Source organism: Sinorhizobium sp. (genome assembly GCF_059070375.1).
In genome coordinates this window covers 455,508-478,825 of sequence record NZ_JCACWC010000003.1, presented here as the reverse complement: position 1 = coordinate 478,825, position 23,318 = coordinate 455,508, and the positions used below count along the sequence as shown (strand labels likewise).

The 23,318-nt window shown below is 64.4% G+C and carries 20 protein-coding genes; 13 read left to right on the top strand and 7 right to left on the bottom strand.

Annotated elements, in window-relative coordinates; all coding sequences use genetic code 11:
- Positions 1 to 87 precede the first annotated feature (87 nt).
- Entirely contained in the window at positions 88 to 801 is a 714-nt protein-coding gene (locus AC5J09_RS14330) for a pyrimidine 5'-nucleotidase (RefSeq protein WP_100669737.1), read from the top strand.
- Here the strand turns inward: AC5J09_RS14330 and AC5J09_RS14325 are convergent, their stop codons facing one another.
- Entirely contained in the window at positions 802 to 1,701 is a 900-nt protein-coding gene (locus AC5J09_RS14325) for an LOG family protein (RefSeq protein ID WP_100669738.1), read from the bottom strand.
- 294 nt (positions 1,702 to 1,995) lie between these two features.
- Between AC5J09_RS14325 and dapD the strand changes: the two genes are divergently transcribed.
- From dapD to AC5J09_RS14310, 3 genes are all read left to right on the top strand, one after another.
- Positions 1,996 to 2,853 (top strand): 2,3,4,5-tetrahydropyridine-2,6-dicarboxylate N-succinyltransferase, encoded by an 858-nt coding sequence (gene dapD / locus AC5J09_RS14320; protein ID WP_026168518.1) that lies wholly within the window; start codon positions 1,996 to 1,998, stop codon positions 2,851 to 2,853.
- A gap of 2 nt (positions 2,854 to 2,855) precedes the next feature.
- Positions 2,856 to 3,242, top strand: a complete 387-nt coding sequence (locus AC5J09_RS14315) for a DUF805 domain-containing protein (protein ID WP_494297866.1) — start codon at positions 2,856 to 2,858, stop codon at positions 3,240 to 3,242.
- A 152-nt stretch (positions 3,243 to 3,394) separates the two neighbouring features.
- Positions 3,395 to 5,287, top strand: a complete 1,893-nt coding sequence (locus AC5J09_RS14310; protein ID WP_494297865.1) for a DEAD/DEAH box helicase — start codon at positions 3,395 to 3,397, stop codon at positions 5,285 to 5,287.
- Positions 5,288 to 5,351: 64 nt separating this feature from the next.
- On the opposite strand, the gene AC5J09_RS14305 is transcribed toward AC5J09_RS14310, so the two are convergent.
- Complete coding sequence (locus AC5J09_RS14305; RefSeq protein ID WP_018094031.1) at positions 5,352 to 5,669, bottom strand: DMT family transporter; 318 nt, start codon at positions 5,667 to 5,669, stop codon at positions 5,352 to 5,354.
- An 87-nt stretch (positions 5,670 to 5,756) separates the two neighbouring features.
- Here AC5J09_RS14305 and AC5J09_RS14300 point away from each other — a divergent pair, with 87 nt between their 5' ends.
- Positions 5,757 to 6,161: a winged helix-turn-helix transcriptional regulator gene (locus AC5J09_RS14300; RefSeq protein WP_494297864.1), complete on the top strand. Its 405-nt coding sequence runs from the start codon at positions 5,757 to 5,759 to the stop codon at positions 6,159 to 6,161.
- 10 nt (positions 6,162 to 6,171) lie between these two features.
- Here the strand turns inward: AC5J09_RS14300 and AC5J09_RS14295 are convergent, their stop codons facing one another.
- Entirely contained in the window at positions 6,172 to 7,080 is a 909-nt protein-coding gene (locus AC5J09_RS14295; RefSeq protein ID WP_437407929.1) for a LysR family transcriptional regulator, read from the bottom strand.
- A 139-nt stretch (positions 7,081 to 7,219) separates the two neighbouring features.
- Between AC5J09_RS14295 and AC5J09_RS14290 the strand changes: the two genes are divergently transcribed.
- The 5 genes from AC5J09_RS14290 (at position 7,220) to AC5J09_RS14270 (ending at position 14,582) form a co-directional block, all read left to right on the top strand.
- Positions 7,220 to 8,035, top strand: coding sequence for an alpha/beta hydrolase (locus AC5J09_RS14290; RefSeq protein ID WP_100669742.1), 816 nt, complete (start codon positions 7,220 to 7,222; stop codon positions 8,033 to 8,035).
- 51 nt (positions 8,036 to 8,086) lie between these two features.
- Positions 8,087 to 9,301, top strand: a complete 1,215-nt coding sequence (locus AC5J09_RS14285) for an efflux RND transporter periplasmic adaptor subunit (RefSeq protein ID WP_018094027.1) — start codon at positions 8,087 to 8,089, stop codon at positions 9,299 to 9,301.
- 131 nt (positions 9,302 to 9,432) lie between these two features.
- Entirely contained in the window at positions 9,433 to 12,618 is a 3,186-nt protein-coding gene (locus AC5J09_RS14280; RefSeq protein ID WP_100669743.1) for an efflux RND transporter permease subunit, read from the top strand.
- Positions 12,619 to 12,805: 187 nt separating this feature from the next.
- Positions 12,806 to 13,999, top strand: coding sequence for a succinyl-diaminopimelate desuccinylase (gene dapE, locus AC5J09_RS14275; protein ID WP_100669744.1), 1,194 nt, complete (start codon positions 12,806 to 12,808; stop codon positions 13,997 to 13,999).
- Complete coding sequence (locus AC5J09_RS14270) at positions 13,986 to 14,582, top strand: hypothetical protein (RefSeq protein ID WP_100669745.1); 597 nt, start codon at positions 13,986 to 13,988, stop codon at positions 14,580 to 14,582. The genes dapE and AC5J09_RS14270 overlap by 14 nt, the downstream gene beginning before the upstream one ends.
- A gap of 201 nt (positions 14,583 to 14,783) precedes the next feature.
- Here AC5J09_RS14270 and truA read toward each other — a convergent pair whose 3' ends face one another.
- The 3 genes from truA to def all read right to left on the bottom strand — a co-directional run bounded on the left by truA (position 14,784) and on the right by def (position 17,100).
- Positions 14,784 to 15,527 carry a tRNA pseudouridine(38-40) synthase TruA gene (gene truA, locus AC5J09_RS14265; protein WP_018094023.1) on the bottom strand — a complete coding sequence of 248 codons (744 nt, stop codon included), beginning with the start codon at positions 15,525 to 15,527 and terminating at the stop codon, positions 14,784 to 14,786.
- Complete coding sequence (gene fmt, locus AC5J09_RS14260; RefSeq protein ID WP_100669746.1) at positions 15,527 to 16,462, bottom strand: methionyl-tRNA formyltransferase; 936 nt, start codon at positions 16,460 to 16,462, stop codon at positions 15,527 to 15,529. Before fmt ends, truA begins: the two co-directional genes overlap by 1 nt.
- A gap of 113 nt (positions 16,463 to 16,575) precedes the next feature.
- Entirely contained in the window at positions 16,576 to 17,100 is a 525-nt protein-coding gene (gene def / locus AC5J09_RS14255; protein ID WP_003527648.1) for a peptide deformylase, read from the bottom strand.
- 149 nt (positions 17,101 to 17,249) lie between these two features.
- On the opposite strand from def, the gene AC5J09_RS14250 reads away from it, so the two are divergent.
- The 3 genes from AC5J09_RS14250 to AC5J09_RS14240 all read left to right on the top strand — a co-directional run bounded on the left by AC5J09_RS14250 (position 17,250) and on the right by AC5J09_RS14240 (position 22,173).
- Positions 17,250 to 18,455 (top strand): DNA recombination protein RmuC, encoded by a 1,206-nt coding sequence (locus tag AC5J09_RS14250; RefSeq protein ID WP_494297863.1) that lies wholly within the window; start codon positions 17,250 to 17,252, stop codon positions 18,453 to 18,455.
- A gap of 103 nt (positions 18,456 to 18,558) precedes the next feature.
- Complete coding sequence (locus AC5J09_RS14245; protein ID WP_494297862.1) at positions 18,559 to 19,458, top strand: ribokinase; 900 nt, start codon at positions 18,559 to 18,561, stop codon at positions 19,456 to 19,458.
- A gap of 348 nt (positions 19,459 to 19,806) precedes the next feature.
- Positions 19,807 to 22,173 (top strand): methyl-accepting chemotaxis protein, encoded by a 2,367-nt coding sequence (locus AC5J09_RS14240; protein WP_494297861.1) that lies wholly within the window; start codon positions 19,807 to 19,809, stop codon positions 22,171 to 22,173.
- 81 nt (positions 22,174 to 22,254) lie between these two features.
- Here the strand turns inward: AC5J09_RS14240 and AC5J09_RS14235 are convergent, their stop codons facing one another.
- Positions 22,255 to 23,199 carry a nucleoside hydrolase gene (locus AC5J09_RS14235; protein ID WP_494297860.1) on the bottom strand — a complete coding sequence of 315 codons (945 nt, stop codon included), beginning with the start codon at positions 23,197 to 23,199 and terminating at the stop codon, positions 22,255 to 22,257.
- Positions 23,200 to 23,318: the final 119 nt, after the last annotated feature.

Sequence of the window (23,318 nt, the reverse complement as noted above, 5' to 3'; positions counted from 1 at the left end):
CGCAGGCCGAAAACAATCCATGGCCAATCGGGGCACAGGTGAACAAACCGTTTTGCTTCGCAAGGCCGCCCGTGTCATAAACCCGCCATGAAGAAGCTCGACCGCCTGCCGACCCACGCCGAATTCGCCCATGTCACCGACTGGGTCTTCGACCTCGACAACACGCTCTATCCGCATCACGTCAATCTGTTCTCACAGATCGACCGCAACATGACGGCCTATGTTGCCGAACTCCTGTCGCTGGAGCCTGCGGAGGCGAAGAAGCTGCAGAAGGAATACTACCGCGACCACGGCACCACGCTTCAGGGCCTGATGCTTCATCACGGCATCGACCCCAACGATTTCCTCGAAAGAGCCCACGCCATCGACTACAGCGTGGTGCCGGCCGACCCGGCGCTCGGCGAGGCGATCAAGGCGCTGCCCGGACGCAAGTTCATCTTTACCAACGGCAGCGTCGCCCATGCGGAGATGACCGCGCGGGCGCTCGGCATCCTGGACCATTTCAACGATATCTTCGACATCGTCGCCGCCGGCTTCATACCGAAGCCCGCCGGCGACACCTACGACAAGTTCATGGGCCTTCACCGCATCGACACGGCGAATGCGGTCATGTTCGAGGATCTGCCGCGCAATCTGGTCGTCCCGAAGGCGCTCGGCATGAAGACCGTGCTGCTCGTGCCGCGCAATCTCGAATACGAATTTGCCGAGGCCTGGGAAACGTCGAGCGACGCGGACGATCAGATCGACTACGTCACGGAAGATCTGGCGGCTTTCCTGCGCGGTGTGGTTTCGACCGCGTAACTACCGCCGTCCGGACGCCATCGGGACCGAGCGGGGGTCGACCTTCTCGTAAAACCCGGCAATGATCTCCCATGCCTCTTCGGCCGTCTCCACGAAGTGCAACAGGTCGATGTCGTTGGGCGCGATGGTTCCGAACTCGGCCAGCGCCTCGAAATTGATGATGCTGCGCCAGAACTTCTCGCCGAACAGGATGAGCGGCACCAGGGCAAGCCGGCCGGTCTGCATCAGCGTCATGGTTTCGAACAACTCGTCGAGCGTGCCGAAGCCGCCGGGAAAGACCGTGACCGCCTTGGCGCGCAGCAGGAAATGCATCTTGCGGATGGCGAAATAGTGGAAATTGAAGGACAGGTCCGGCGTGACGAACTGGTTCGGCGCCTGCTCGTGCGGAAGCACGATGTTCAGGCCGATCGAAGGTGCGCCGACGTCGGCTGCGCCGCGGTTTCCCGCCTCCATGACGCCGGGACCGCCGCCCGTGACCACCACATATTCCTTGTAATCGAGCTTTGCCGACTGCTCCGAGCACAATCGCGCGAACTTGCGCGCCTCGTCATAATAGACCGACGCAGCCTCGAGATTCTTGCGCTGGATGTCGTTCTTGGCGGCCCAGGCTTCGCCGCCGGGCTCCGGAATGCGCGCCCCGCCGAACATCACCACGGTGGAGTTGATACCGCGCTCCTCGAGCATCATCTCGGTCTTCAGGAGCTCGAGCTGCAGGCGGACGGGCCTCAGTTCCTCACGACACAGGAAATCGTCGTCGATATAGGCGAGACGATAGGTGGGCGAAGCCGATTGCGGCGTCAAAGGCACGCTCGATGCACGTTGCCTGCTCTGGGAGCTGTCTGCCAGCGGATCCCAGACCCCATCCTTGCGGCGCAGAGTCCGCTTCTTCATGCGTGCCATGTTTCGTTTCCCGTCGCGTTTCGAACACCCGAGACCTCGTCCGGACGCGTCCCTTCGGGTCTTTCTCGGTCATAGAGGCGTCCCTACTGCCGGATTAGTCGAGACTTGCCAAGTCCCGTTGAGGAGCGCGAGCCGAAAAGGCCTTCAACTTTTTGAGGATCATGCTCCATCGGCGCGAGGTTTCGGCGAAGCCGCGCGACATCTTGAATCGCTGCATAATCCGTGAAGCTGGTTCCGATTCGGGGAATTATGCAGTAGAGCTTGCAGCACAACGCCGAACTCGAAGGAATTCCGATGACGAACCACGACCTCGCCTCCCTGTCGCAGACGATCGAGACCGCTTTCGAAGGGCGCGACGCCGTCAACACCGGCACCCGCGGCGCGGTTCGCGACGCCGTGGAAACGGCGCTGAACCTGCTCGACAGCGGCAAGGTACGCGTCGCGCAACGGGGTGAGGACGGCACCTGGACGGTCAACCAGTGGCTCAAGAAGGCGGTGCTCCTCTCCTTCCGCCTCAATCCGATGGAACTCGTCAAGGGCGGCCCGGGTGAAGCCGTCTGGTGGGACAAGGTCCCCTCCAAATTCGACGGCTGGAGCGTCAACGAATTCGAGAAGGCCGGGTTCCGCGCCGTTCCGAACTGCGTGGTCCGCCGCTCCGCCTATATCGCACCGAATGCGGTGCTGATGCCCTCCTTCGTCAATCTCGGCGCCTATGTCGGCGAGGGTACGATGGTCGACACCTGGGCGACCGTCGGCTCCTGCGCGCAGATCGGCAAGAACGTGCATCTTTCCGGCGGCGTCGGCATCGGCGGCGTGTTGGAGCCCATGCAGGCCGGGCCGACCATCATCGAGGACAATTGCTTCATCGGCGCCCGCTCCGAGGTGGTCGAAGGCTGCATCGTCCGCGAAGGTTCGGTGCTCGGCATGGGCGTCTTCATCGGCAAGTCGACGAAAATCGTCGACCGTGCGACGGGCGAGGTGATGTATGGCGAAGTGCCGCCCTACTCCGTCGTCGTCGCCGGCTCCATGGCCTCCGGCTCCACCATGGCCAATGGGCAGCCGGCGCCGAACCTCTATTGCGCCGTGATCGTCAAGCGGGTCGACGAGAAGACCCGCTCCAAGACCGGTATCAACGAACTGCTCCGGGACTGACGATGGCCAAGGAGGGGCGGCAGCCGAGCATGACGTGGCTGTTCTTCAGCCCCTCCGGCCGTATCGGCCGCCTGCCTTTTCTCCTCGCCTGGCTCTTCTGGTTCGCCGTCGGCTCCATCTTCCTGGCGCAGGTGATGAAGAACGAGGTGGACGACGCGGCGCTCGCGTTCTCGACGCTGGCTCTGATCCTCTCCGGCGTGCTTTCGACCGTCTCCATCGCCATGCTGGCGATCAAGCGCCTGCACGATATCGGCTATCCCGGTCCGCTGGCGCTCTGCCTCTTCATCCCGGTTCTGAGCCCGATCGTTTTCATCGGTCTCTGCCTCTGGCCGGGCGCAAACAGGGCAAACGAGTATGGCAGCCGCCGCAACGCGCCGGCCGGAGATTGATTCCGCCCTGTACATTTCAACGCTCACCAAGTATGTAGCGCGGCAACTGAATAGGGCCGCGACCACGTTGGCCGCGGCAATCGACGCCTGATGACGGCCTGCACCGAGGTCCGCTCTTCCGCCGACGACAACCGAAATCCGAAAGAAGAGACATGACAGAATTCGCAGGGATCGCGCCGGCGATCGCCGAGGCGTTGGCAAAACGCGGTTACGAGACGCTGACGCCGGTTCAGCAAGCCATGCTGGATCCGTCGCTCGGCACCGCCGACGCGCTCGTCTCCGCCCAGACCGGCTCCGGCAAGACCGTGGCCTTCGGCCTCGCACTGGCGCCGACGCTCATCGGTTCGGCGAGGAAATTCGCGCAGGCCGGCGCACCGCTTGCACTCGTCATCGCGCCGACGCGCGAATTGGCGCTGCAGGTCATGCGTGAGCTCGACTGGCTTTACGAGATGGCGGGGGCCACCATCGCCTCCTGCGTGGGCGGCATGGACATGCGCAGCGAACGGCGCACGCTGGAACGCGGCGCCCATATCGTCGTCGGCACGCCGGGGCGGCTTTGCGACCATATCCGCCGTGGATCGCTCGATATATCGGGACTGAAGGCCGTCGTACTCGACGAGGCCGACGAGATGCTGGACCTCGGTTTCCGCGAGGACCTGGAGTTCATTCTCGAGGCGTCGCCGGCGGATCGCCGCACGCTGATGTTCTCTGCCACCGTGCCGCGCTCGATCGCGACGCTCGCCAAGAATTACCAGCGCGACGCCGTCCGCATAGGCGTCACCTCCGAGCAGAAGCAGCATGGCGACATCGAGTACCGCTCGCTGCTCGTGGCGCCGAGCGACCGTGAGAATGCCATTATCAACGTGCTGCGCTTTTACGAAGCGAGGAATGCGATCGTCTTCTGCTCGACGCGCGCCGCGGTCAACCATCTGACCGCCCGCTTCAACAATCGCGGCTTTTCGGTCGTGGCGCTCTCCGGCGAGCTCAGCCAGAACGAACGCACCCACGCACTGCAGGCCATGCGCGACGGCCGCGCCCGCGTGTGCATCGCGACCGACGTTGCGGCGCGCGGGATCGACCTTCCGGGCCTCGAGCTCGTGATCCATGCCGACCTGCCGACCAACTCCGACACGCTGCTGCATCGCAGCGGCCGGACCGGTCGCGCCGGCCAGAAAGGCGTGAGCGCGCTGATCGTGCCCGTGAATGCCCGCCGCAAGGCCGAGCGGCTGCTTGAAAACGCACGGATTACCGCCGCCTGGGCAAAGCCCCCGTCGGCCGACGAGGTGGCACGCCGCGACGACGAGCGCATCGCCGCCGATCCAGCCCTTGCCGAAGCGCCGCGCGAGGATGAACAGGCGATCGTCGAGACGCTGATCAGCCGGTACGGGGCGGAAAAGATCGCCGCGGCCTTCGTCCGGCAGTTCCGCTCGAACCGTTCCGCTCCGGAGGAGCTCGTGGAGGTCGCCGTCTACGACGATCGCAGGAAACCGCGTCGCGACGGCCCGGCTTTCACGGCCGACAGCGACCCGGCTCCGCGAGCCGACTTCGCCGACGGCCAGTGGTTTTCCCTCTCCGTCGGGCGCAAGCAGAACGCCGAGCCCCGTTGGCTGATCCCGATGCTTTGCCGTTACGGCAAGCTGAGCAAGCGCGATATCGGCGCGATCCGCATGCAGCCCGAGGAAACCTATGTCGAGATGACGGCCGACGGCGCAGAACGCCTTCTTGCCGCGATCGGCCCGAACCGGCTGCTGGAAAAGGGTATTCGCGTCAAAACCCTTCCCGGTGCCCCGGACACCTCCCGGCCGCGGCAGGACAAGCCGGACTTCGAGAGGAAGCGGCCGCCGGCGGCCGCATCGGAGCGCGAGCACAAGGACTTCAAGCCGAAGCGCAAGTTCGACAAGCAGCCTCCCGTCGCGCAGGATGCGCATCCGGACAGCCGAGGCGCGAAGCCCTGGAGCAAGAAGAAGGGCAAGCCCGAAGCGCAGAAAACCGGCGACTTCAAGCCTGGTGCCAAGCGCAACAACGCCAAGAAGCGCCAGCCTTGAGATGGCATTTCCCGCCGGGTGATCGGCATCGCGGCGGGAACCTTGAGATGACCCCCCCTACGGATCAGGCCTCCAGGAAGCGCAGACCTGCGACGGCGACGATGATCATGGCAATGCAGGCAAGCCTGAGCCAGGACACCGGATCGCCGAAGAGAACCATGCCCAGCACGGTGATGCCGACCGCACCGATGCCGGTCCATGCGGCATAGGCCGTGCCGGCAGGCAGGTCGCGCATCGCGATGGTGAGCAGATAGACACTGCCCAATGCTGCGCCCACGCCGATGATGCTGGGAACCGGCCGGGTCCAGCCGTCTGCATATTTGAGCGCAAGCCCCATGACGATCTCGACGGCGCTCGCCGCCACAAGCATGATCCACGCCATTCCTGTTCTCCAATGATTTGAACTCTGGCGTCAATCTTGTAGCATGGGCACTGAAGTGCAATTACGCACCTTTTGGTAACCGTCAAAATGTCTGCGAACCCGGCTTCCACGCCCCCGACCGCCATGCAATCGACGCCCAGTGTTTTCGATCCGACATGTTCCTCGCGTCACGCGCTGGAGCTCGTGGCCAGCAAATGGGCGATGCTGATCATCTCCGCGCTGGAGTCCGGCCCGATGCGCAACGCCGCGCTCATGCGCAGGCTCGGCGACGTCTCGCAGAAGATGCTGACGCAGACGCTGAAGGAACTGGAGCGAAACGGGCTGGTGATCCGCGAGGACAAGGGGACCGTGCCGCCGCATGTCGAATATCGGCTGAGCGAGGTGGGCCGCTCGCTGAGCGACGCGCTGGTCGTGCTCGACCGCTGGGCGGAGACGCATTTCGGGAAGCTCGACGCCGCGCGCGAGCGCTACGACGCGCAGACGAACAGGTGAGAACGGGTCGTCACTCCCCGTTCTGCGACTGCGCCATGACCTTCACGACCCAATCGGCGAAAACGCGCAAACGGCTGCTCAAATGACGGTTCGGCGGATAGACGAGATAGATCGGCATCGGCTCGACCTGCCATTCGGGCAGAACCGGAACCATCGTCCCGCTGCGAAGGTCCTCGCGCACCATGAAGAGCGGCGCCTGGATGACGCCCAATCCCGCCCGGGCGGCGGCAAGATAGGTGGTCGATTCGTTCGCAGCCACCGTATAGCGCCCACTGACCTCGATCTCCTCGTTGCCGCGCCGGAAATGGAACGGCATCTGCTGACCGGTCTTCGGCAGAAAATAGCCGACCACGTAGCAATTCTTCTCCAGATCGGAAGGGTGCTGCGGCACCGGGTGCCGCTCGAGAAAATCCCGCGAGGCGCAGGCGACGAACTTCATCTCCGTGATGCGCCTGGCGATCAGCGACTGATCCGTCAGGGTACCGGCACGTATGGCGCAATCGACGTTCTCCGCGAGATAGTCGATCGTTCGGTCGGAAACCCCGAGATCGATCTGGATATCAGGGTACTTCTCGTGGAACTCGGGCAGCGCCGGAATGATTACCAGATTGGCGAAGGCGCTTGCCGTCTCGACTCTCAGCCGCCCCTTCGGCAGGCTCTGGGCCGTCGAGAGGCTGCCGTCCAGTTCGTCGAGGTCGGAAAGCAGCCGTGCGGCGCGTTCGTAATAAAGCGCACCGTCCGGCGTCACCAGGACGCGCCGCGTGGTACGATTGAGCAGTTTCGTGCGCAAATGCGCCTCCAGTCCCTGGATGAGATTGGTGACGGTCGCCTTCGGCATGTTGAGGGAGGCGGAGGCACGGGTAAAATTGCCGGTCTCCACAACCCGAAGAAAGGCGCGCATGGCCGTGAGTTGGTCCATTTTCAATAACCGAATTGTTCGAAATACCGAATAGTGTAATCACAACCCGCGGACTATTCCAGACGAAAGACAATGATATGCTGCAAACATCGCGAGTTGTCCCTCATCTAGGGATTCACCCGTGGCGGAGACAAGAGAGATGAACGCGCAATTTACGGAAGAGACGATGCAGACGAGCAAAGGCTCGTGCCGCGCCCGTGTCTACCGCGGCGCATCGCTGCTCGCGCCGCCGCCGATCGTACTGCATCTCCATGGCGGCGGCTTCGTCGACGATTCGATCGCGGCGGGCGAAAACGTGGCCAATTCCCTGGCGGCCGCGGGCGCGGTCGTCATCTCGCCGGAATATCCTTCGGCTTGCATGAACCCGTTTCCGGCGGCACTCGACTGCGCCTATGCGATGCTTTCGTCGATGCGCAGCCGCTGTCCGCAGTTCGCGCACAAGAAGTCGATGCTGTTCGTCGCCGGCGAAGAGGCGGGCGGCAATCTCGCGGCCGGCCTGGCGCTGATGGCGCGCGATCAGTTTCTGACCGACCTCAAAGGCCAGATCCTGCTGTCGCCGCTGCTCGACCCATGCCTGGCAACGGCTTCGTTTCGCAAGTTCTGTCCGCAGAGTTCGGTGCAATCGATCGCCGAAGGCTGGCAACAATATCTCGGCGAGCGCAGCGGGCTCACGCATCCCTATGCGGCGCCGGGCCATTGCAGCCGGCTCGGCGGTCTCGTTCCGGCCCTCGTCGTCACCAGCGAGGAGTGTCCGATGCGCGACGAGGCCGAAGCCTATGCCGAGCGTCTCCGCAAGGCCGGCGTTCCGGTGGAAACGCATGTGCTGCCGGGGCGTGCCTCATGGCTGCCTGTCGGCGGTGCGGCGCAGGAAATCTTGCCATCGCATGAAGAAATCCTATCCGGCATCTTTTCCCGCTTTTTCAAGCAGGCGGGAGCGAAGCCGGCCAAAGAGTAACAAATAAGACAGTAAGCACAGAGCCGGGCTCCCAACCGGCAAGGAGAAAACATGACATCGACAGTAACCCGCCGGGTCCTGTGGGGCGCCGGCTTGAGCATCCTTTTGTCCGTCGGCGGCGGCGCAGCCGTCTTCTTCGGGCTGCCCCAGCGTTTCCAGGCGGATGCCGCGACCGAAGCGCCCGCAGCAGCAGCGACCCCGCCGGCCGTTCCGGTTTCCGTCGCCAAGGCCGAATCGCGCCGCATCACGACCTGGGAGAGCTTCTCCGGCCGGCTCGAAGCGATCGAGCGCGTCGAGATCCGTCCCCGCGTCGGCGGCGCGATCCTGAGCGCCCATTTCCGTGAAGGCGCGCTGGTCCGGAAAGGCGATCTGCTCGTGACGATCGACCCCGAACCCTTTGCCGCAGCAGTCGAGCGCGCCGAGGCTCAGGTCGCCGCAGCCGAGGCCCGTGTCGCGCTCGCCAAGACCGAACTCGAACGCGGCCGCAAACTGGTGACCACCAACGCTATCCCGCAGAGCGGGGTCGACCAGAGGCTCAGCGTCTACGACGAGGCGCGGGCGAACCTCCGCTCGGCGAAGGCCGCCCTCCAGACCGCCAGACTCGATCTGGAATATACCGAAGTGCGTGCGCCGATCAGCGGCCGCGTCGGCAGGCTCAACGTGACGGCGGGCAATCTGGTCTCCGCCGGCTCCGCCTCGCCGGTGCTGACCACGCTCGTATCCGTCGACCCGATCTATGCCAGCTTCAATGCCAGCGAAGAGGTCGTGGCGGCAGCCCTGGCGAAGCTTTCCGCCTCGGCGGCAAGGACCGAGGCGATCGAACGCATTCCCGTCGAGGTCGGCACTTCCGCCGACGAGGGAACGCCGATCACCGGCCATATCCAGCTCATCAACAACGAGGTGGACGCGGCAACCGGCACGATTCGCCTTCGGGCGGAACTCGCCAATGCCGACGGCCGCCTGATCCCGGGCCAGTTCGTGCGAATCCGGATCGGCGATCCGCAGCCCGAGGAAAAGCTGGTGATCAGCGACCGCGCCATCAGCTCGGATCAGGACAAGAAATTCGTCCTGGTCGTCGGCGCCGACAACAAGGTGGAGTACCGCCAGGTCACGCTCGGGCCCGTCGCGGACGGTCTGCGGATCGTGGAGAACGGCCTGAAGCCGGGTGAGAACATCGTGGTCAACGGCCTGCAGCGCGTGCGCCCCGGAGTCGTGGTTGCCCCGCAACCGGCCGAACAGGCTACCGCCTCGATCGCCAAGCCATAAAGCGCCTGCGCCCTGCCGAACCATAGAGGCAGGGCGCCCACAACACATTCCTACGGCATGCACCGGTGCTCGCAGCGAACATTTTCGCCGCAGACGCTCCCTGCTTGCCTGAAGTTCCCAAGGGGGATGCCATGAATTTCTCACGCTTCTTCGTCGACCGCCCGGTCTTCGCGGGCGTTCTCTCCGTGATCATCTTCGTCGCGGGCCTGATCGGCATGACCGGCCTGCCGATTTCCGAATATCCGGAAGTCGTTCCTCCGCAGATCGTGGTCAGGGCGCAATATCCGGGCGCCAACCCGGCTGTCATCGCCGAAACCGTCGCTACGCCGCTCGAAGAGCAGATCAACGGCGTCGAGGGCATGCTTTACATGCAGAGCCAGGCGACCGCCGACGGTCTGATGACGCTGACCGTCACCTTCGAGCTCGGAACCGACCCGGACCAGGCTCAGCAGCTGGTGCAGAACCGCGTCTCGCAGGCCGAGCCGCGGCTGCCGGAAGAGGTGCGCCGGCTCGGCGTCACCACCGTCAAGAGCTCGCCCGACCTGACGCTCGTCGTGCACCTGATTTCGCCCAACGGGCAATACGACATCAACTATCTGCGCAATTACGGCGTCCTGAACGTCAAGGACCGGCTGGCGCGCGTAGACGGCGTCGGCCAGGTGCAGATATTCGGCGGCGGCGACTATTCCATGCGCGTCTGGATCGACCCCGAAAAGGCCGCAGAGCGCGGGCTTGCAGCGAGCGACATCGCCAATGCCGTCCGTGGACAGAACGTCCAGGCAGCCGCCGGCGTCATCGGCGCTTCGCCGTCGGTTCCCGGCCTCGACCTGCAGCTCTCCGTCAACGCTCAGGGCCGCCTCAAGACACCCGAGGATTTTGCCGACATCGTCGTCAAATCGGGCGATAGCGGGGAGATCACGCGCCTCGGCGACGTCGCCCGCGTCGAAATGGGGGCGGCGGACTATTCGCTGCGCTCGCTTCTCGACAACAAGGCTGCCGTCGGCATGGGCGTGTTTCAGGCGCCCGGCTCCAACGCCATCCAGATCTCCGAAAACGTCCACAAGGTCATGGCCGAGCTGAAGCAGACCATGCCGGATGGCGTCGATTACGAGATCGTCTACGACACGACGCAGTTCGTCCGGGCGTCGATCGAATCGGTCATCCACACCCTGCTCGAAGCCATCGCGCTCGTGGTCGTCGTCGTCATCGTCTTCCTGCAGACCTGGCGCGCCTCGATCATCCCGCTCGTTGCCGTGCCCGTCTCGATCGTCGGTACCTTCGCCGTGATGTATGTCTTCGGCTTCTCGATCAACGCGCTCAGCCTCTTCGGCCTGGTGCTGGCGATCGGCATCGTCGTCGACGACGCCATCGTCGTCGTCGAGAACGTCGAACGAAATATCTCCCAGGGTCTCTCGCCGGTGCAGGCAACCTATCGCGCCATGCAGGAGGTGTCTGGGCCGATCATCGCGATCGCGCTGGTTCTCGTCGCGGTATTCGTGCCGCTCGCCTTCATCACCGGGCTCACCGGCCAGTTCTACCGCCAGTTCGCGCTGACCATCGCGATCTCGACGGTGATTTCAGCCCTCAACTCGCTGACGCTCTCGCCGGCGCTCGCCGCCCTTCTCCTGAAGGACCACCACGCCCCGAAGGACCGTCTGACGCGGGTCATGGATCGGTTGTTCGGCTGGTTCTTCCGCGGCTTCAACCGCTTCTTCGGAGCGAGTTCGGAGGCCTATGGCCGCGGCGTCGGCGGCATCCTTACCCGCAAGTCGCTGGTCATGGGCGTCTATGTCGTCCTCCTCGGGGTCACTTTCGTGCTCTTCCGCGCGGTGCCCGGCGGCTTCGTGCCGGCCCAGGACAAGCAATATCTCATCGGTTTCGCGCAGCTTCCGGACGCGGCGACGCTCGATCGCTCGGAAGACGTCATCCGGCGCATGAGCGAGATCGCCCTCAAGCACCCGGGCGTCGAACACGCCATCGCCTTCCCGGGCCTGTCGATAAACGGCTTCACCAACTCGTCCAACTCCGGCATCGTCTTCGTGTCGCTGAAGCCGTTCGAGGAGCGTACGACGCCCGAACTTTCGGGCGGGGCCATCGCCATGCAATTGAACCAGGAGTTCGGGGCGATCCAGGATGCCTTCATCGCCATGTTCCCGCCACCGCCCGTCCAGGGCCTCGGCACGACCGGCGGCTTCAAGCTGCAGATCGAAGACAGGAACGGCCTCGGCTACCGGACGCTTGACGATGCGACCAAGGCTGTCCTCGCCAAGGCGATGGCGGCACCCGAACTCGCCGGGCTCTATTCGAGCTACCAGATCAACGTGCCGCAGCTCTATGCCGACCTCGACCGCACCAAGGCGCGCCAGCTCGGCGTCGCGGTCACGGACGTGTTCGAGACGCTGCAGATCTATCTGGGCTCGCTCTACGTCAACGACTTCAACGCGTTCGGCCGCACCTACAGCGTGCGCATCCAGGCCGATGCGAGCTATCGCAGCCACGCCGACGACATCGGCAAGCTGAAGGTGCGTTCGCAGACGGGCGAGATGATTCCGCTGTCGGCCCTGCTCAACGTCGAGCAGACGGTCGGCGCCGAGCGGGCGATCCGCTACAACGGCTTCCTCGCCGCCGACATCAATGGCGGACCGGCACCCGGCTTCTCCTCCGGCCAGGCGCAGGCGGCCATCGAGCGGATTGCGGCCGAGACGCTGCCGCCCGGCATTTCGTACGAGTGGACGGACCTGACCTATCAGCAGATCCTCGCCGGCAATTCGGGCATCCTCGTCTTTCCGCTGGCGCTGCTGCTCGTCTATCTCGTGCTTGCGGCCCAGTATGAGAGCCTGCTGCTGCCGATCGCGATCATCCTGATCGTGCCGATGGGCATCATGGCCGCGCTGACGGGCGTCTGGCTGACCGGCGGCGACAACAACGTCTTCACCCAGATCGGCCTCATCGTTCTGGTGGGTCTGTCGGCAAAGAACGCGATCCTGATCGTCGAATTCGCCCGCGAACTGGAACTGTCCGGCAGCAATGCCGTCAGTGCCGCGATCGAGGCGAGCCGCCTCCGGCTCAGACCGATCCTGATGACCTCGATGGCCTTCATCATGGGCGTCGTGCCGCTCGTCACCTCCACCGGTGCCGGGGCGGAAATGCGCTCCGCCATGGGTGTGGCGGTGTTTGCCGGGATGATCGGCGTCACGGCCTTCGGCATCTTCATGACGCCCGTCTTCTATGTGCTCATCCGCAAGCTTTCCGGCGAAAGGCCCCTGAAGCACACCGGAGCGCATATCGAAGCCCCGCATCTCGCCCCCGGCGAGTAGCCTTTCCTGCCCTCCCAAAACGGGGTCGATGGCGGGCCGGACATCTGTCCGGCCCGTTCTCTTTTCAGCGCCCCGGGAAACCCGCTTGGTTCATCGGACGTGACAGCGAGTGGCTGATCGGATAAACCGGCAATCTCTGTTCCCGGACTACCTTTTCTGGCCCACCGGCTTCGCAGGCATACCTTCCATGTTCCCGACCGATCCCGTCTCCAATCTCGCTGCCCTCATTCGCTGCCCCTCCGTCACACCCGCCGAGGGAGGCGCGCTGACGACTCTTGAAGCCATGCTGGCACCGGTCGGCTTCAAGGTCGACCGGGTCGTGGCGAAGGAACCCGGAACGCCCGACATCGAAAACCTTTACGCCCGGATCGGGGGCGACGGACCGCATCTGATGTTCGCCGGTCACACCGATGTGGTGCCGGTCGGCGACGAGGCCGCCTGGAGTCGACCGCCCTTCTCCGCCGCGATCGCCGAAGGTGAAATGTACGGACGCGGCGCAGTCGACATGAAGGGCGGCATTGCCTGTTTCGTGGCGGCCGTCGCCCGCCATATCGAGAAGCATGGCGCGCCTAAGGGCTCGATCTCCTTCCTCATCACCGGCGACGAGGAAGGCCCGGCGATCAACGGCACGGTGAAGCTCCTCGAATGGGCGGCGGCGAGGGGCGAGCGCTGGGACGCCTGTCTCGTCGGCGAGCCGACCAATCCGGACGGCATCGGCGACATGATCAAGATCGGCCGGCGCGGGTCGCTCTCCGGCCGGATCACCGTTCACGGCGTCCAGGGCCACGCGGCCTATCCGCATCTTGCGGACAATCCGGTGCGCAGCATCCTGCAGCTCGCAAAGGCCCTGATGGATCCGCCCTTCGACGAAGGAACGGAAAATTTCCAGCCTTCGAACCTCGAAGTCACGACCATCGACGTCGGCAATTCCGCAGTCAACGTCATTCCCGCGAGGGCGAGCGCCGCCTTCAACATCCGGTTCAACGACCGCTGGACGGCCGAAAGCCTGATGGCGGAGATCGTCGCGCGTCTCGACCGCGCAGCAGCCGATAGCGCGCTGAGGCCCGGGCGGGCTCCGGCCAGATACGAGATCGTCTGGAACGAGCGTCCGAGCCACGTCTTCCTGACGCGCAACAACGCGCTCATCGATTCGCTTTCAGGTGCCGTGGAGGCCGTCACCGGGCGGCAGCCGCAGCTGTCGACCACCGGCGGCACATCGGACGCGCGCTTCATCAAGGACTATTGCCCGGTCGTCGAATTCGGCCTCGTCGGCAAGACCATGCACATGGTTGACGAACGCGTCGCCCTTGCGGATCTCGAAACCCTGACCGGGATCTACGAAACCTTCATCGCCCGCTGGTTCGGTCATGCCGCTGCTTGAGGAAGTCCTTGTCTATATCAAGGGGCTGTGGCTGCTGATCCAGGGCAACCACGAAGGCTATCGCTGGCTGGACATCAGCGAGAGCGGGTTGTGGCGCTCCTTCACGGCGATCCTGTGGACGCTGCCGGCGCTGGCCGTGGGCTGGGCCTCGTGGCGGCTCTATTATCTCTCGGTGATGCCGACCGGCACGACAGTCGGCATCGGCTTCTTCGGGAAGCTTCTCGCCGTCGATCTCGTGAGCTGGCTGCTGCCGATCGTGCTGATCGCCGTCCTCTCGCGCCCGCTCGGCTTTTCCGCCCTGGTGGTGCCGGTAATCGTCACGACCAATTGGCTCCAGGTCCCGTTGACCTATGCCATGGCGGTACCGGCCGCGTTGCTGCTGGTCATACCCGGCAGCGCCGGTATGGCAGCCCTGTTGTGGCTTCTGCTGCTTGTCGCCAGCTCCGCGCTGCTCTTCCGCCTCTTGCGGACCGTTACCGCCAAGCAGAACCTGCTCGCCGCCGCCCTTGCCGCGATCTTTCTGCTGTCACCGCTGATGATCATGCAGTTCCTGCAGCGCCTGCTCGGCTTGATGCCGGGTTGAGCGGCGGCGTTCGTGAAAGCCCCTCATCCGCCTGCCGGCACCTTCTCCCCATATGATGGGGAGAAGGGACAAGCGGCATGCTCTTCGCGCTCCGTGCAGCCGCTTGCGTGAAAGGTGAACCGAGCGAGCGCCGCTTGTCCCTTCGCCCCGCGTGCGGGGAGAAGGTGGCCGGCAGGCCGGATGAGGGGCTGCTGTTTCCAGCTAGTAATCCACCCGCATGAAGTAAAGCCCGTCCGGCGGGGCGACCGGGCCGCACGCCTTGCGGTCGCGTGCTTCGAGTGCGGTCTGCAGGTCATCCGGCGTCCATTTGCCCTCGCCCACGAGCTTCAGGGAGCCCGCGAAGGAACGGATCTGGTTGTGGAGAAAGCTTTGTGCCGTGGCGCGGATTTCGATGAGCTCGCCCGCACGGGTCACGTCCAGCCGGTCGAGCGTGCGCAAGGGGCTCGTCGCCTGGCAGTGGGCCGAGCGGAAGGTGGTGAAATCGTGATGGCCGACGAGGCGCTGCGCCGCCTCGTGCATGGCGTCGTGATCGAGCGGCTTCGGCACCCACCAGGCGCGCCGCGCCTCCAGCGCCAGTGGCGACCGGCGGGAAACGATCCGATAGAGATAATGCCGGCGGATTGCAGAGAAACGCGCATCGAAATCGCCGGGGGCTTCCGCGACATCGAGGATCGAGACCCGTTCGCCGGCGAGCGCCAGATGCGCGTTGAGGGCGTTTTGCAGCGTGTACGACTTCCACTCGCGCGTGAGATCGAGATGCGCCACCTGCCCCCTGGCATGAACGCCGGAATCGGTGCGCCCGGCGCCGCGGATCGAGACCGTCTCGCGGGTGAGCGACAGGACCGCCTTCTCGATGGCGCCCTGGATCGAGGGACCGTTGTCCTGCCTCTGCCAGCCGACATAATCGGAACCGTCATATTCGACGGTCAGGCGATAGCGGGGCATCAGGCGATCCTCGCGCCGGCAGCGATGGGCGTGCCGCGCAGGAAATCGGCCGAGGCGAGCGCCTTGCCGCCCGCACGCTGCAATCTCGTCATCCGCACCGCGCCTTTTCCGCAGGCGATGCTGAGAGTATTATCAAGCACTTCTCCGGGAGCACCTTTCCCTTCCGACATCTCGGAGCCAAGCACCTTGACGCGTTCGTGGCGGCCGGCAATGTCGAGTTCGAACCAGGCGCCGGGAAAAGGCGAGAGGCCGCGGATATGGTTGTGCACGTCGGCCGCCGGCCGGGAGAAATCGATGCGGGTCTCTTCCTTCGAAATCTTGGCGGCATAGGCGACGCCCTCTTGCGCCTGCGGCGCGAGTGGAAGCTCGCCGGCCTCGAGCCTGGCCATGGCCTCCGTCATCAGCACCGCTCCGACCTGCATCAGCCGGTCGTGCAATTCGCCGGCCGTCATCGTCTCGTCGATCGGAACCGACTGCGCGAGAGCGACGGGGCCGGTATCGAGCCCCTTGTCCATTTTCATCACCATCATACCGGTCTCACGGTCGCCGGCCATGACCGCCCGCTGGATCGGCGCCGCCCCCCGCCAGCGCGGCAGGAGCGAGGCATGGCCGTTATAGCAGCCGAAGCGGGTGCCGGAGAGTATTTCCTCCGGCAGCAGCAGCCCGTAGGCAACGACGACCGCCACGTCCGCACCGAAATCCCGGAAGGTCTGACGGTCCGCGGCGTCCTTGAAGTTGACGGGCGCCAACACCGGAATGCCGAGGCGCTCGGCAGCCTGATGCACGGAGGATTTCTTGAGGTCGAGGCCGCGCCGGCCGGCCGGCCGCGGCGGCTGCGTATAGACGGCGGCGATCTCGTGACCCGCCCCGGCGAGCGCCAGGAGCGTCGGTACGGAAAATTCCGGCGTGCCCATGAAGATGATGCGAAGCGGCAAGTGGCGGCCTCCGTCTCTTTCGATTGCCCGTGAGCGGGGCGGCTCCAGCTCGAACGCGGCCGCGACGCTAGATCACAATGTTTCAGGCCGGGTCGACCTAAGACATGAACGGATCAGATCGCCTTTGCGCCGCGCGTCTTGGCCGCCTTGGTGAACCTGCGAATCACCATATCTCGCTTGAGCTTGGAGATGTAATCGATGAACAGGACGCCGTTCAGATGGTCGATCTCGTGCTGCAGGCAGGTGGCGAGCAGGCCCTCGGCCTCGACCGCCTGTTCCTTGCCCTCGCGATCGACATACTCGACCGTGATCGCGGCGGGTCGCTCGACCTCGGCGTAATAGTCGGGGATCGAAAGGCAGCCTTCCTCATAGACCGAACGCTCCTCGGACGAGCGGACGACCTTCGGATTGATGAAGACGAGCGGCTGTTTCTCCTCTCCCTCCTTCGTCACATCCAGAACCAGGAGGCGCTTCGGCACGCCGATCTGTATCGCGGCGAGACCGATGCCCGGCGCGTCGTACATGGTTTCCAGCATATCGTCGGCGAGCCGGCGAATATCGGCGTCAATGGTCTCCACCGGTGTCGACACCTGGCGCAGAACCGGATCGGGAAGAATGATGAGCGGCTTGATCGTCATGTCGATCCCCATAGCCGATCTTTCCCTCGACGCGCAAGAAAATTGCCATTGCCAAACCCGTGGCGCTCCAAGTGGGAACGACCGGCACGCGAAAATGTATGTTCTCGTTTTGATCTGGTTTTCGCACGCGAATCTGTTAGTCTGCGGCCATGGAGCCCATCCCCTTTTCCTTCGATCAGCCGCTGTTCCTCGTCGGCGCCCTGCCCGTCACGGCCGGCCTCCTCGTCACAGCCGCCGCCCTTCTCGTGGTGCTGTTCTCGGCCATTATGGTGCGGCGCGCCCGTTCGGCTCGCGCGATCGACCGCGAAGAGCAAATGTCGGCGCTCATCGCGGCGCAGACGGAGATGCAGGGACGGATCGCCGCCATGACCGAGGTGCTGGGCGCCCGGCAGGCGGAACTGAACCAGTCGCTCAGCCAGCGCATCGACGGAATGACGCATCGCATCGGCGCCTCGATCAGCGAGCAGACGAAGGCGACGCACGAAAATCTGCGGCGGCTCCAGGAGCGGCTCGCGGTGATCGACAACGCGCAGAACAACATCCAGTCGCTCGCCAAGGATATGGCCGGGCTGCAGAGCATCCTCGCCAACAAGCAGACGCGCGGCGCCTTCGGACAGTCGCGCATGGAGGCGATCGTCGCGGACGGCCTGCCGATGGGCGCCTTCGCCTTCCAGGCGACGCTTTCCAACGGCGCGCGGCCGGATTGCACCATCCGCATGCCGAACGGCCAGCCGCCGCTGGTCATCGACGCGAAGTTTCCGCTCGAGGCCTGGAATTCCATGAGGGACGCGGCGAGCGCCGAACGGCGGCAACAGGCCGCGCAGGCCTTCCGCCGCGACATGGAGGTGCATATCCGCGATATCTCCGGCAAATATCTCCTGCCGGGCGAGACCCAGGATATGGCCTTCCTCTTCGTTCCCTCCGAATTGATCTTCGCCGAAATCCATGAGCATTTCGAAGCGATCGTCCAGAAGGCGCACCGCCAGCGGATCGTCATCGTCTCTCCGTCGCTCCTGCTCCTCTCGATCCAGGTCATCCAGGCGATCCTGAAAGACGCCCGCATGCGTGAGCAGGCCCACCTGATCCAGGGCGAAGTCGTACGGCTGATGGAAGACCTCTCGCGTCTCGATGAGCGCGTACGCAAGCTCCAGGGCCATTTCGCCATGACGCAGAAGGATGTCGAGGACATCCTGATCTCCTCGGACAAGCTGACCCGTCGGGGCGCCAAGATCGAGGCGCTCGAGCTGCAGGCCGAGGCCGATCCGAGACACGGCGAAAAGCCGGGCGACGGTAGCGGGCGCCCGATGGACGGGCGCATGGGGCAATTGAAGCTGAGAGTGGTTGACGAGGACTGACGGCGTCGGGCACTCTCCGGCAAATGCGTGTGTCGCCCGAAACCCTGCAGCGGTTTGGAATGACGACAGGCGAAAAACAAAGAAGCCGACGGGACGCCTCCACATGATCACTGTTTTTGGATCCATCAACATGGATCTGATCGCCACCACCGCACGCCTTCCGAAGCCCGGCGAAACTGTTGCCGGAATGGACTTTTCCACTGCGGCGGGCGGCAAGGGCGCAAACCAGGCGCTCGCGGCACGCCGCGCCGGCGCCTCGGTGCGCATGGCAGGTGCCGTCGGCTCCGACGCCTTCGCCGAGGGCGCGCTGGCGCTGCTCAAGGAGGCCGGCACCGATCTCGATCTGACGAAGACCGTCGGCGAGCCGACCGGCACGGCACATATCATCGTCGGCGGCGACGGCGAAAACGTCATCGTTGTGGTCGCCAGCGCCAATGCACGCGTGAGCGAGGACGACGCCGCGAACGCTGTTGCAAGAATGTCTGCTGCCGACACGCTGATGCTCCAGCTCGAAATTCCAGCGGCCTCGGTGGAGAAGGCACTCTCCGAAGCAAAACGGCGCGGCGTCCGATCGATCATCAACATCGCGCCGCTGACGCCGGATGCGGCGCGCCTCGGCCGCATGGCCGATATCGTCATTGCCAACGAGACCGAGTTCGAGCTGCTCGCCGGCAAAGCGGGCATCGCCGGCGCCGAGCGGGAAGAGGCTATGAAGGGGCTGCACGCCGAGACCCGCCAGACCGTGATCGTAACGCTTGGCGCTGAGGGCGTGGTGGCGATTCACGAAGGCGAACTCCATCGCGCGAAGGGGCTCACGATCGAGCCCGTCGATACGGTCGGTGCCGGAGATACCTTCTGCGGCTATCTCGCCGCCGGCCTCGACGCCGGCCTCGCCTTTTCCGAGGCGCTCCGCCGCGCCGCGGTTGCGGGATCGCTGGCCTGCCTCAAGCCCGGCGCGCAGCCCTCGATACCGCTTGCCGCCGAGGTCGCCGCCCGGCTCTAGCGCACCTTGCAGGAAAGTGTGCCACCGTTTTCCGTCCGGAAGCGCACAGGTTCAGACTGTTTCAGTGTTTCCATGAAACATTGAAACGCGCCGGAAGACCGTGAGATAAGCCGCCCGCCGGCAACGCCGACGCGCAAATCCTGCCGCTTGAACCCGGAATCAGGTGCGGCGTTGGCCGTATTTTAATCTTTGATCGTCTAATCAGGTCAGCGAGAAGGCCAACTCCGGTTCGGCCGCTCCTCCATGCCGGTCGGCATCTGGCGCTCCATGAGGGAGCTTCACCCACAGTTCCGAATATGTCGCGCCGCGGGTTCAGCACCTGCGGACCTCTCAGTGCGTGAGGATTTCATGTTCAAGTTCCAAGCCAGATCGCTGGCGACAAAATTGATCGCGGTGACGGGAGGCACGATCGCCCTCGTGCTGCTCGCGTCGAATTACGTGCTTATCTCCCAGACGCGGGATCGTGTCGAAACGCTGGTCTTCGACGGCGCGAAGACGGAAGCGCGGGCGATCGCGGCCGACATCGCGGGAAGCGTCGGCGAACTTGCCGCCGCCGCGCGGACCATGTCGGGCGTTCTCGGGCGCGGCCATGCCGGGCAGTCCACCGACCGTGCAGGCGCAATCAATCTCCTGAAGGCCAACCTGGAGCAGCATAGCTTTGCCTTCGGCAGCTGGTTCGCCGAAGAGCCCAAGGCCTATGACGGGAAGGACGTCGTCGACAACACGGAGCTTGGCGGCAATGCCGACGGTGCGTTCACGCCCTATTGGTCCAAGGACCGCAACGGAAATATCCAGCTCTCGACGTTCAAGGCCGATTATGCGGCCGAGTGGTACGGCCTCGCGGCGAAAAGCGGCAAGGGCGCCATCACGCAGCCATATCTCGCCGAGGGCACCGATGTCCCGACCACGATGACGTCGATCGCCTATCCCGTCATGTCGAACGGCAGAATGATCGGCGTTTCGGGTGTCGATATTTCGCTCGCCGCACTCGCGGACCGTCTCTCGGCGGTCAAGCCTTTCGGCTCCGGCCGGGTCTACCTGCTGTCGCAGAGCGGCAAGTGGCTCGCCGCACCCATCCCCGAACTGCTGATGAAGGAATATGACGGCGAAGGCGCCGAGTTGGTGAAAGACGCCCTTTCCGCCGGCACGCCCCGCATGATCGAGAACCTGACTTACGACGGTAACGAGCCTTTCGACCGTGTGGTCTATCCTTTCAGCCTGCCCGACGTGAGTGCGCAATGGCTGGTTCTGGTCGATGTTCCGCGCTCAGCCATCAATGCGCCGGTACGCGATCAGACCTATATGATGATCGTCGGCGGTCTGATGGTCCTCGGCGCGGTGCTCGCCGGCCTCTATTTCGCCGTTCGCCGCTTCGTCCAGAAGCCGCTTGCCGGCCTCGTGGGCGACGTCGAGACGCTCAGCAACGGAGAATATACCCGGCCGATTTCCGGTCAGGAACGCTCCGACGAGACAGGCGCCGTCGCCAGGTCTCTCGAGGGCTTCCGTCACCAGCTCGCCGACAACAGGCGGCTTGAAAGCGAGGCACGTCACGAGAGAGAGCAGGCCGAACTCGAACGCGGACGTTCGGAAAACGAACGCACCGAGGCCAGCGCTCTGCAGCGCGACATCGTCGCACGTCTCGGCAAGGCCCTGTCGCATCTCTCCGCCGGCGACCTCGCCTTCCGCCTTACCGGCGACTTCCCCGGCGAATACGCCCAGCTGAAACGCGATTTCAACGCGACGATGGAGAGCCTCGAAGAGACGATCCGCACCGTCAACCACTCTGTCGTCAATATCGGCAGCGGCACCAGCGAGATCTCAGGCGCCGCCAACGACCTGTCGCATCGGACGGAACAGCAGGCAGCAAGTCTCGAGGAGACCGCGGCCGCCCTTGACGAACTGACCTCGCAGGTGAACGCCAGCGCCGAAAACGCCAAGGTCGCCGCGAAATCCGTCGAGGTCGCAAGCAGCGACGCGGAACAGTCCGGCGAGGTGGTGCAGAAGGCGATCGCCGCGATGAATGGCATCGAGCAGTCGTCGCATGAAGTCAGCCGGATCATCGGCGTCATCGATGAAATCGCCTTCCAGACCAACCTTCTGGCGCTCAATGCCGGGGTCGAGGCCGCCCGCGCCGGCGATGCCGGCAAGGGCTTCGCGGTCGTCGCACAGGAGGTCCGCGAACTCGCGCAGCGCTCTGCCAATGCCGCAAAGGAAATCAAGACGCTGATCAATACATCGGCGGGCCAGGTTCGCGAGGGCGTCGACCTCGTGGGCAAGGCAGGCGGCGCGCTCGAGAAGATCGCCGAGCAGGTGGTGCAGATCAACGGGCTCATCCGCCAGATCTCAAGCTCCGCCTCGGAACAGGCGGTGGGCCTCAAGGAGATCAATTCCGCCGTCAATCAGATGGACCAGGTGACACAGCAAAACGCTGCCATGGTGGAAGAGACGACCGCCGCCAGCATGGCGCTGAACGACGAGGCTCGCGCCTTAAGCGCGCTGGTCGCCCGTTTCCAGATCGCCCCGCAGGCCGTTCAGACCCAGGCCTCGGCCGAAATGCTGCGCGGTACGGCCGAGCGGATGCGTGCGGCTGCCCCCGCGGAAAACCGTCCCGCCCAGGCGCCGCGCAGTCCCGCCTACTCGAATTCGACTCAAAAGGTGCTTGCCAAAACATCCGGCGCCAATGCGCTCGCGCAGGACAACTGGGAAGAATTCTGATCGCGGTCCGCACCGGCTGCAAGACGGCGTCCGATCCTCATCGGGCGCCGTCGTCTTTTCCGGGCAAGGCGTACATGGCTCTCAGAGACGGGCCAACCGCTCGATCAAGAGCTCGAAGAAGCCCTCGTCGTCGATGTGCCGCATGACCTTGGCGTTGTGCGCGCGGCCGGTGACCTGCCACCAGTCGACCACGGTCATGCCCGTGGTGAGCGGAGACGCCGTTTCGATCTCGACGTTGCAGTCCCGCCCTGTGAAGAGCTCCGGCCGCAGGATATAGGCGATCACGGTCGGATCGTGCAGCGGCCCGCCGTCGGTGCCGTATTTCTCGATGTCGAAACGCTCGAAAAATTCCAGCATCTCGGCAAGGGCCGTTGCCGCCGGGTTGCCGATCGCGCGGATTTTCTCCACGCGAACCTTCCGTGTCAGAACGCGATGGGTGACATCGAGGGGCATCATCACGATCGGGATGCCGGAGCGGAAGACGATCTCGGCTGCCTCCGGATCGACATAGATGTTGAATTCCGCCGCAGGCGTTATGTTGCCGCCCTCGAAGAAGCCGCCGCCCATCATCACGAGCTCGCGTATCGAAGGCGCGATTTCCGGGGCCTTCGTCAAGGCCAGCGCGATATTCGTCAGCGGTCCGAGCGTACAAAGCGTCACGGCGCCCGGCGCCTCCGCACGCAGCGTTTCGACGATGAAGTCGACGGCGTGCTGCTCTTGAAGCGGCATCGTCGGCTCGTCGAGCGCAGGGCCATCGAGCCCCGTCTTCCCGTGCACGTGCTCGGCCGTGACGAGCGGGCGGGCGACCGGCCGCTCGGCACCTGCGAAGATCTTCACGTCGGTCCTGTTGCAGAGCTCGCAGACGATGCGGGCGTTGCGGGCCGTCAGTGTCAGCGGGACATTGCCGGCAACCGCGGTGATGCCGAGGACCTCGATTTCCTCTGGGCTGCCGAGGGCCAGCATGATTGCCGCCGCGTCGTCCTGGCCCGGATCCGTGTCGATGATGATTTTTCTTGCGCTTGACACTTTTCATCTCCCTGCAGGACCGTCACTCTCAAGTCAGAGACTATGATTTGCGCGGCCTGCGGAGGCAAGCCGCTTGCACTCACTGCACACAGCCACCATATTGCAGGCAGGATGCTGCT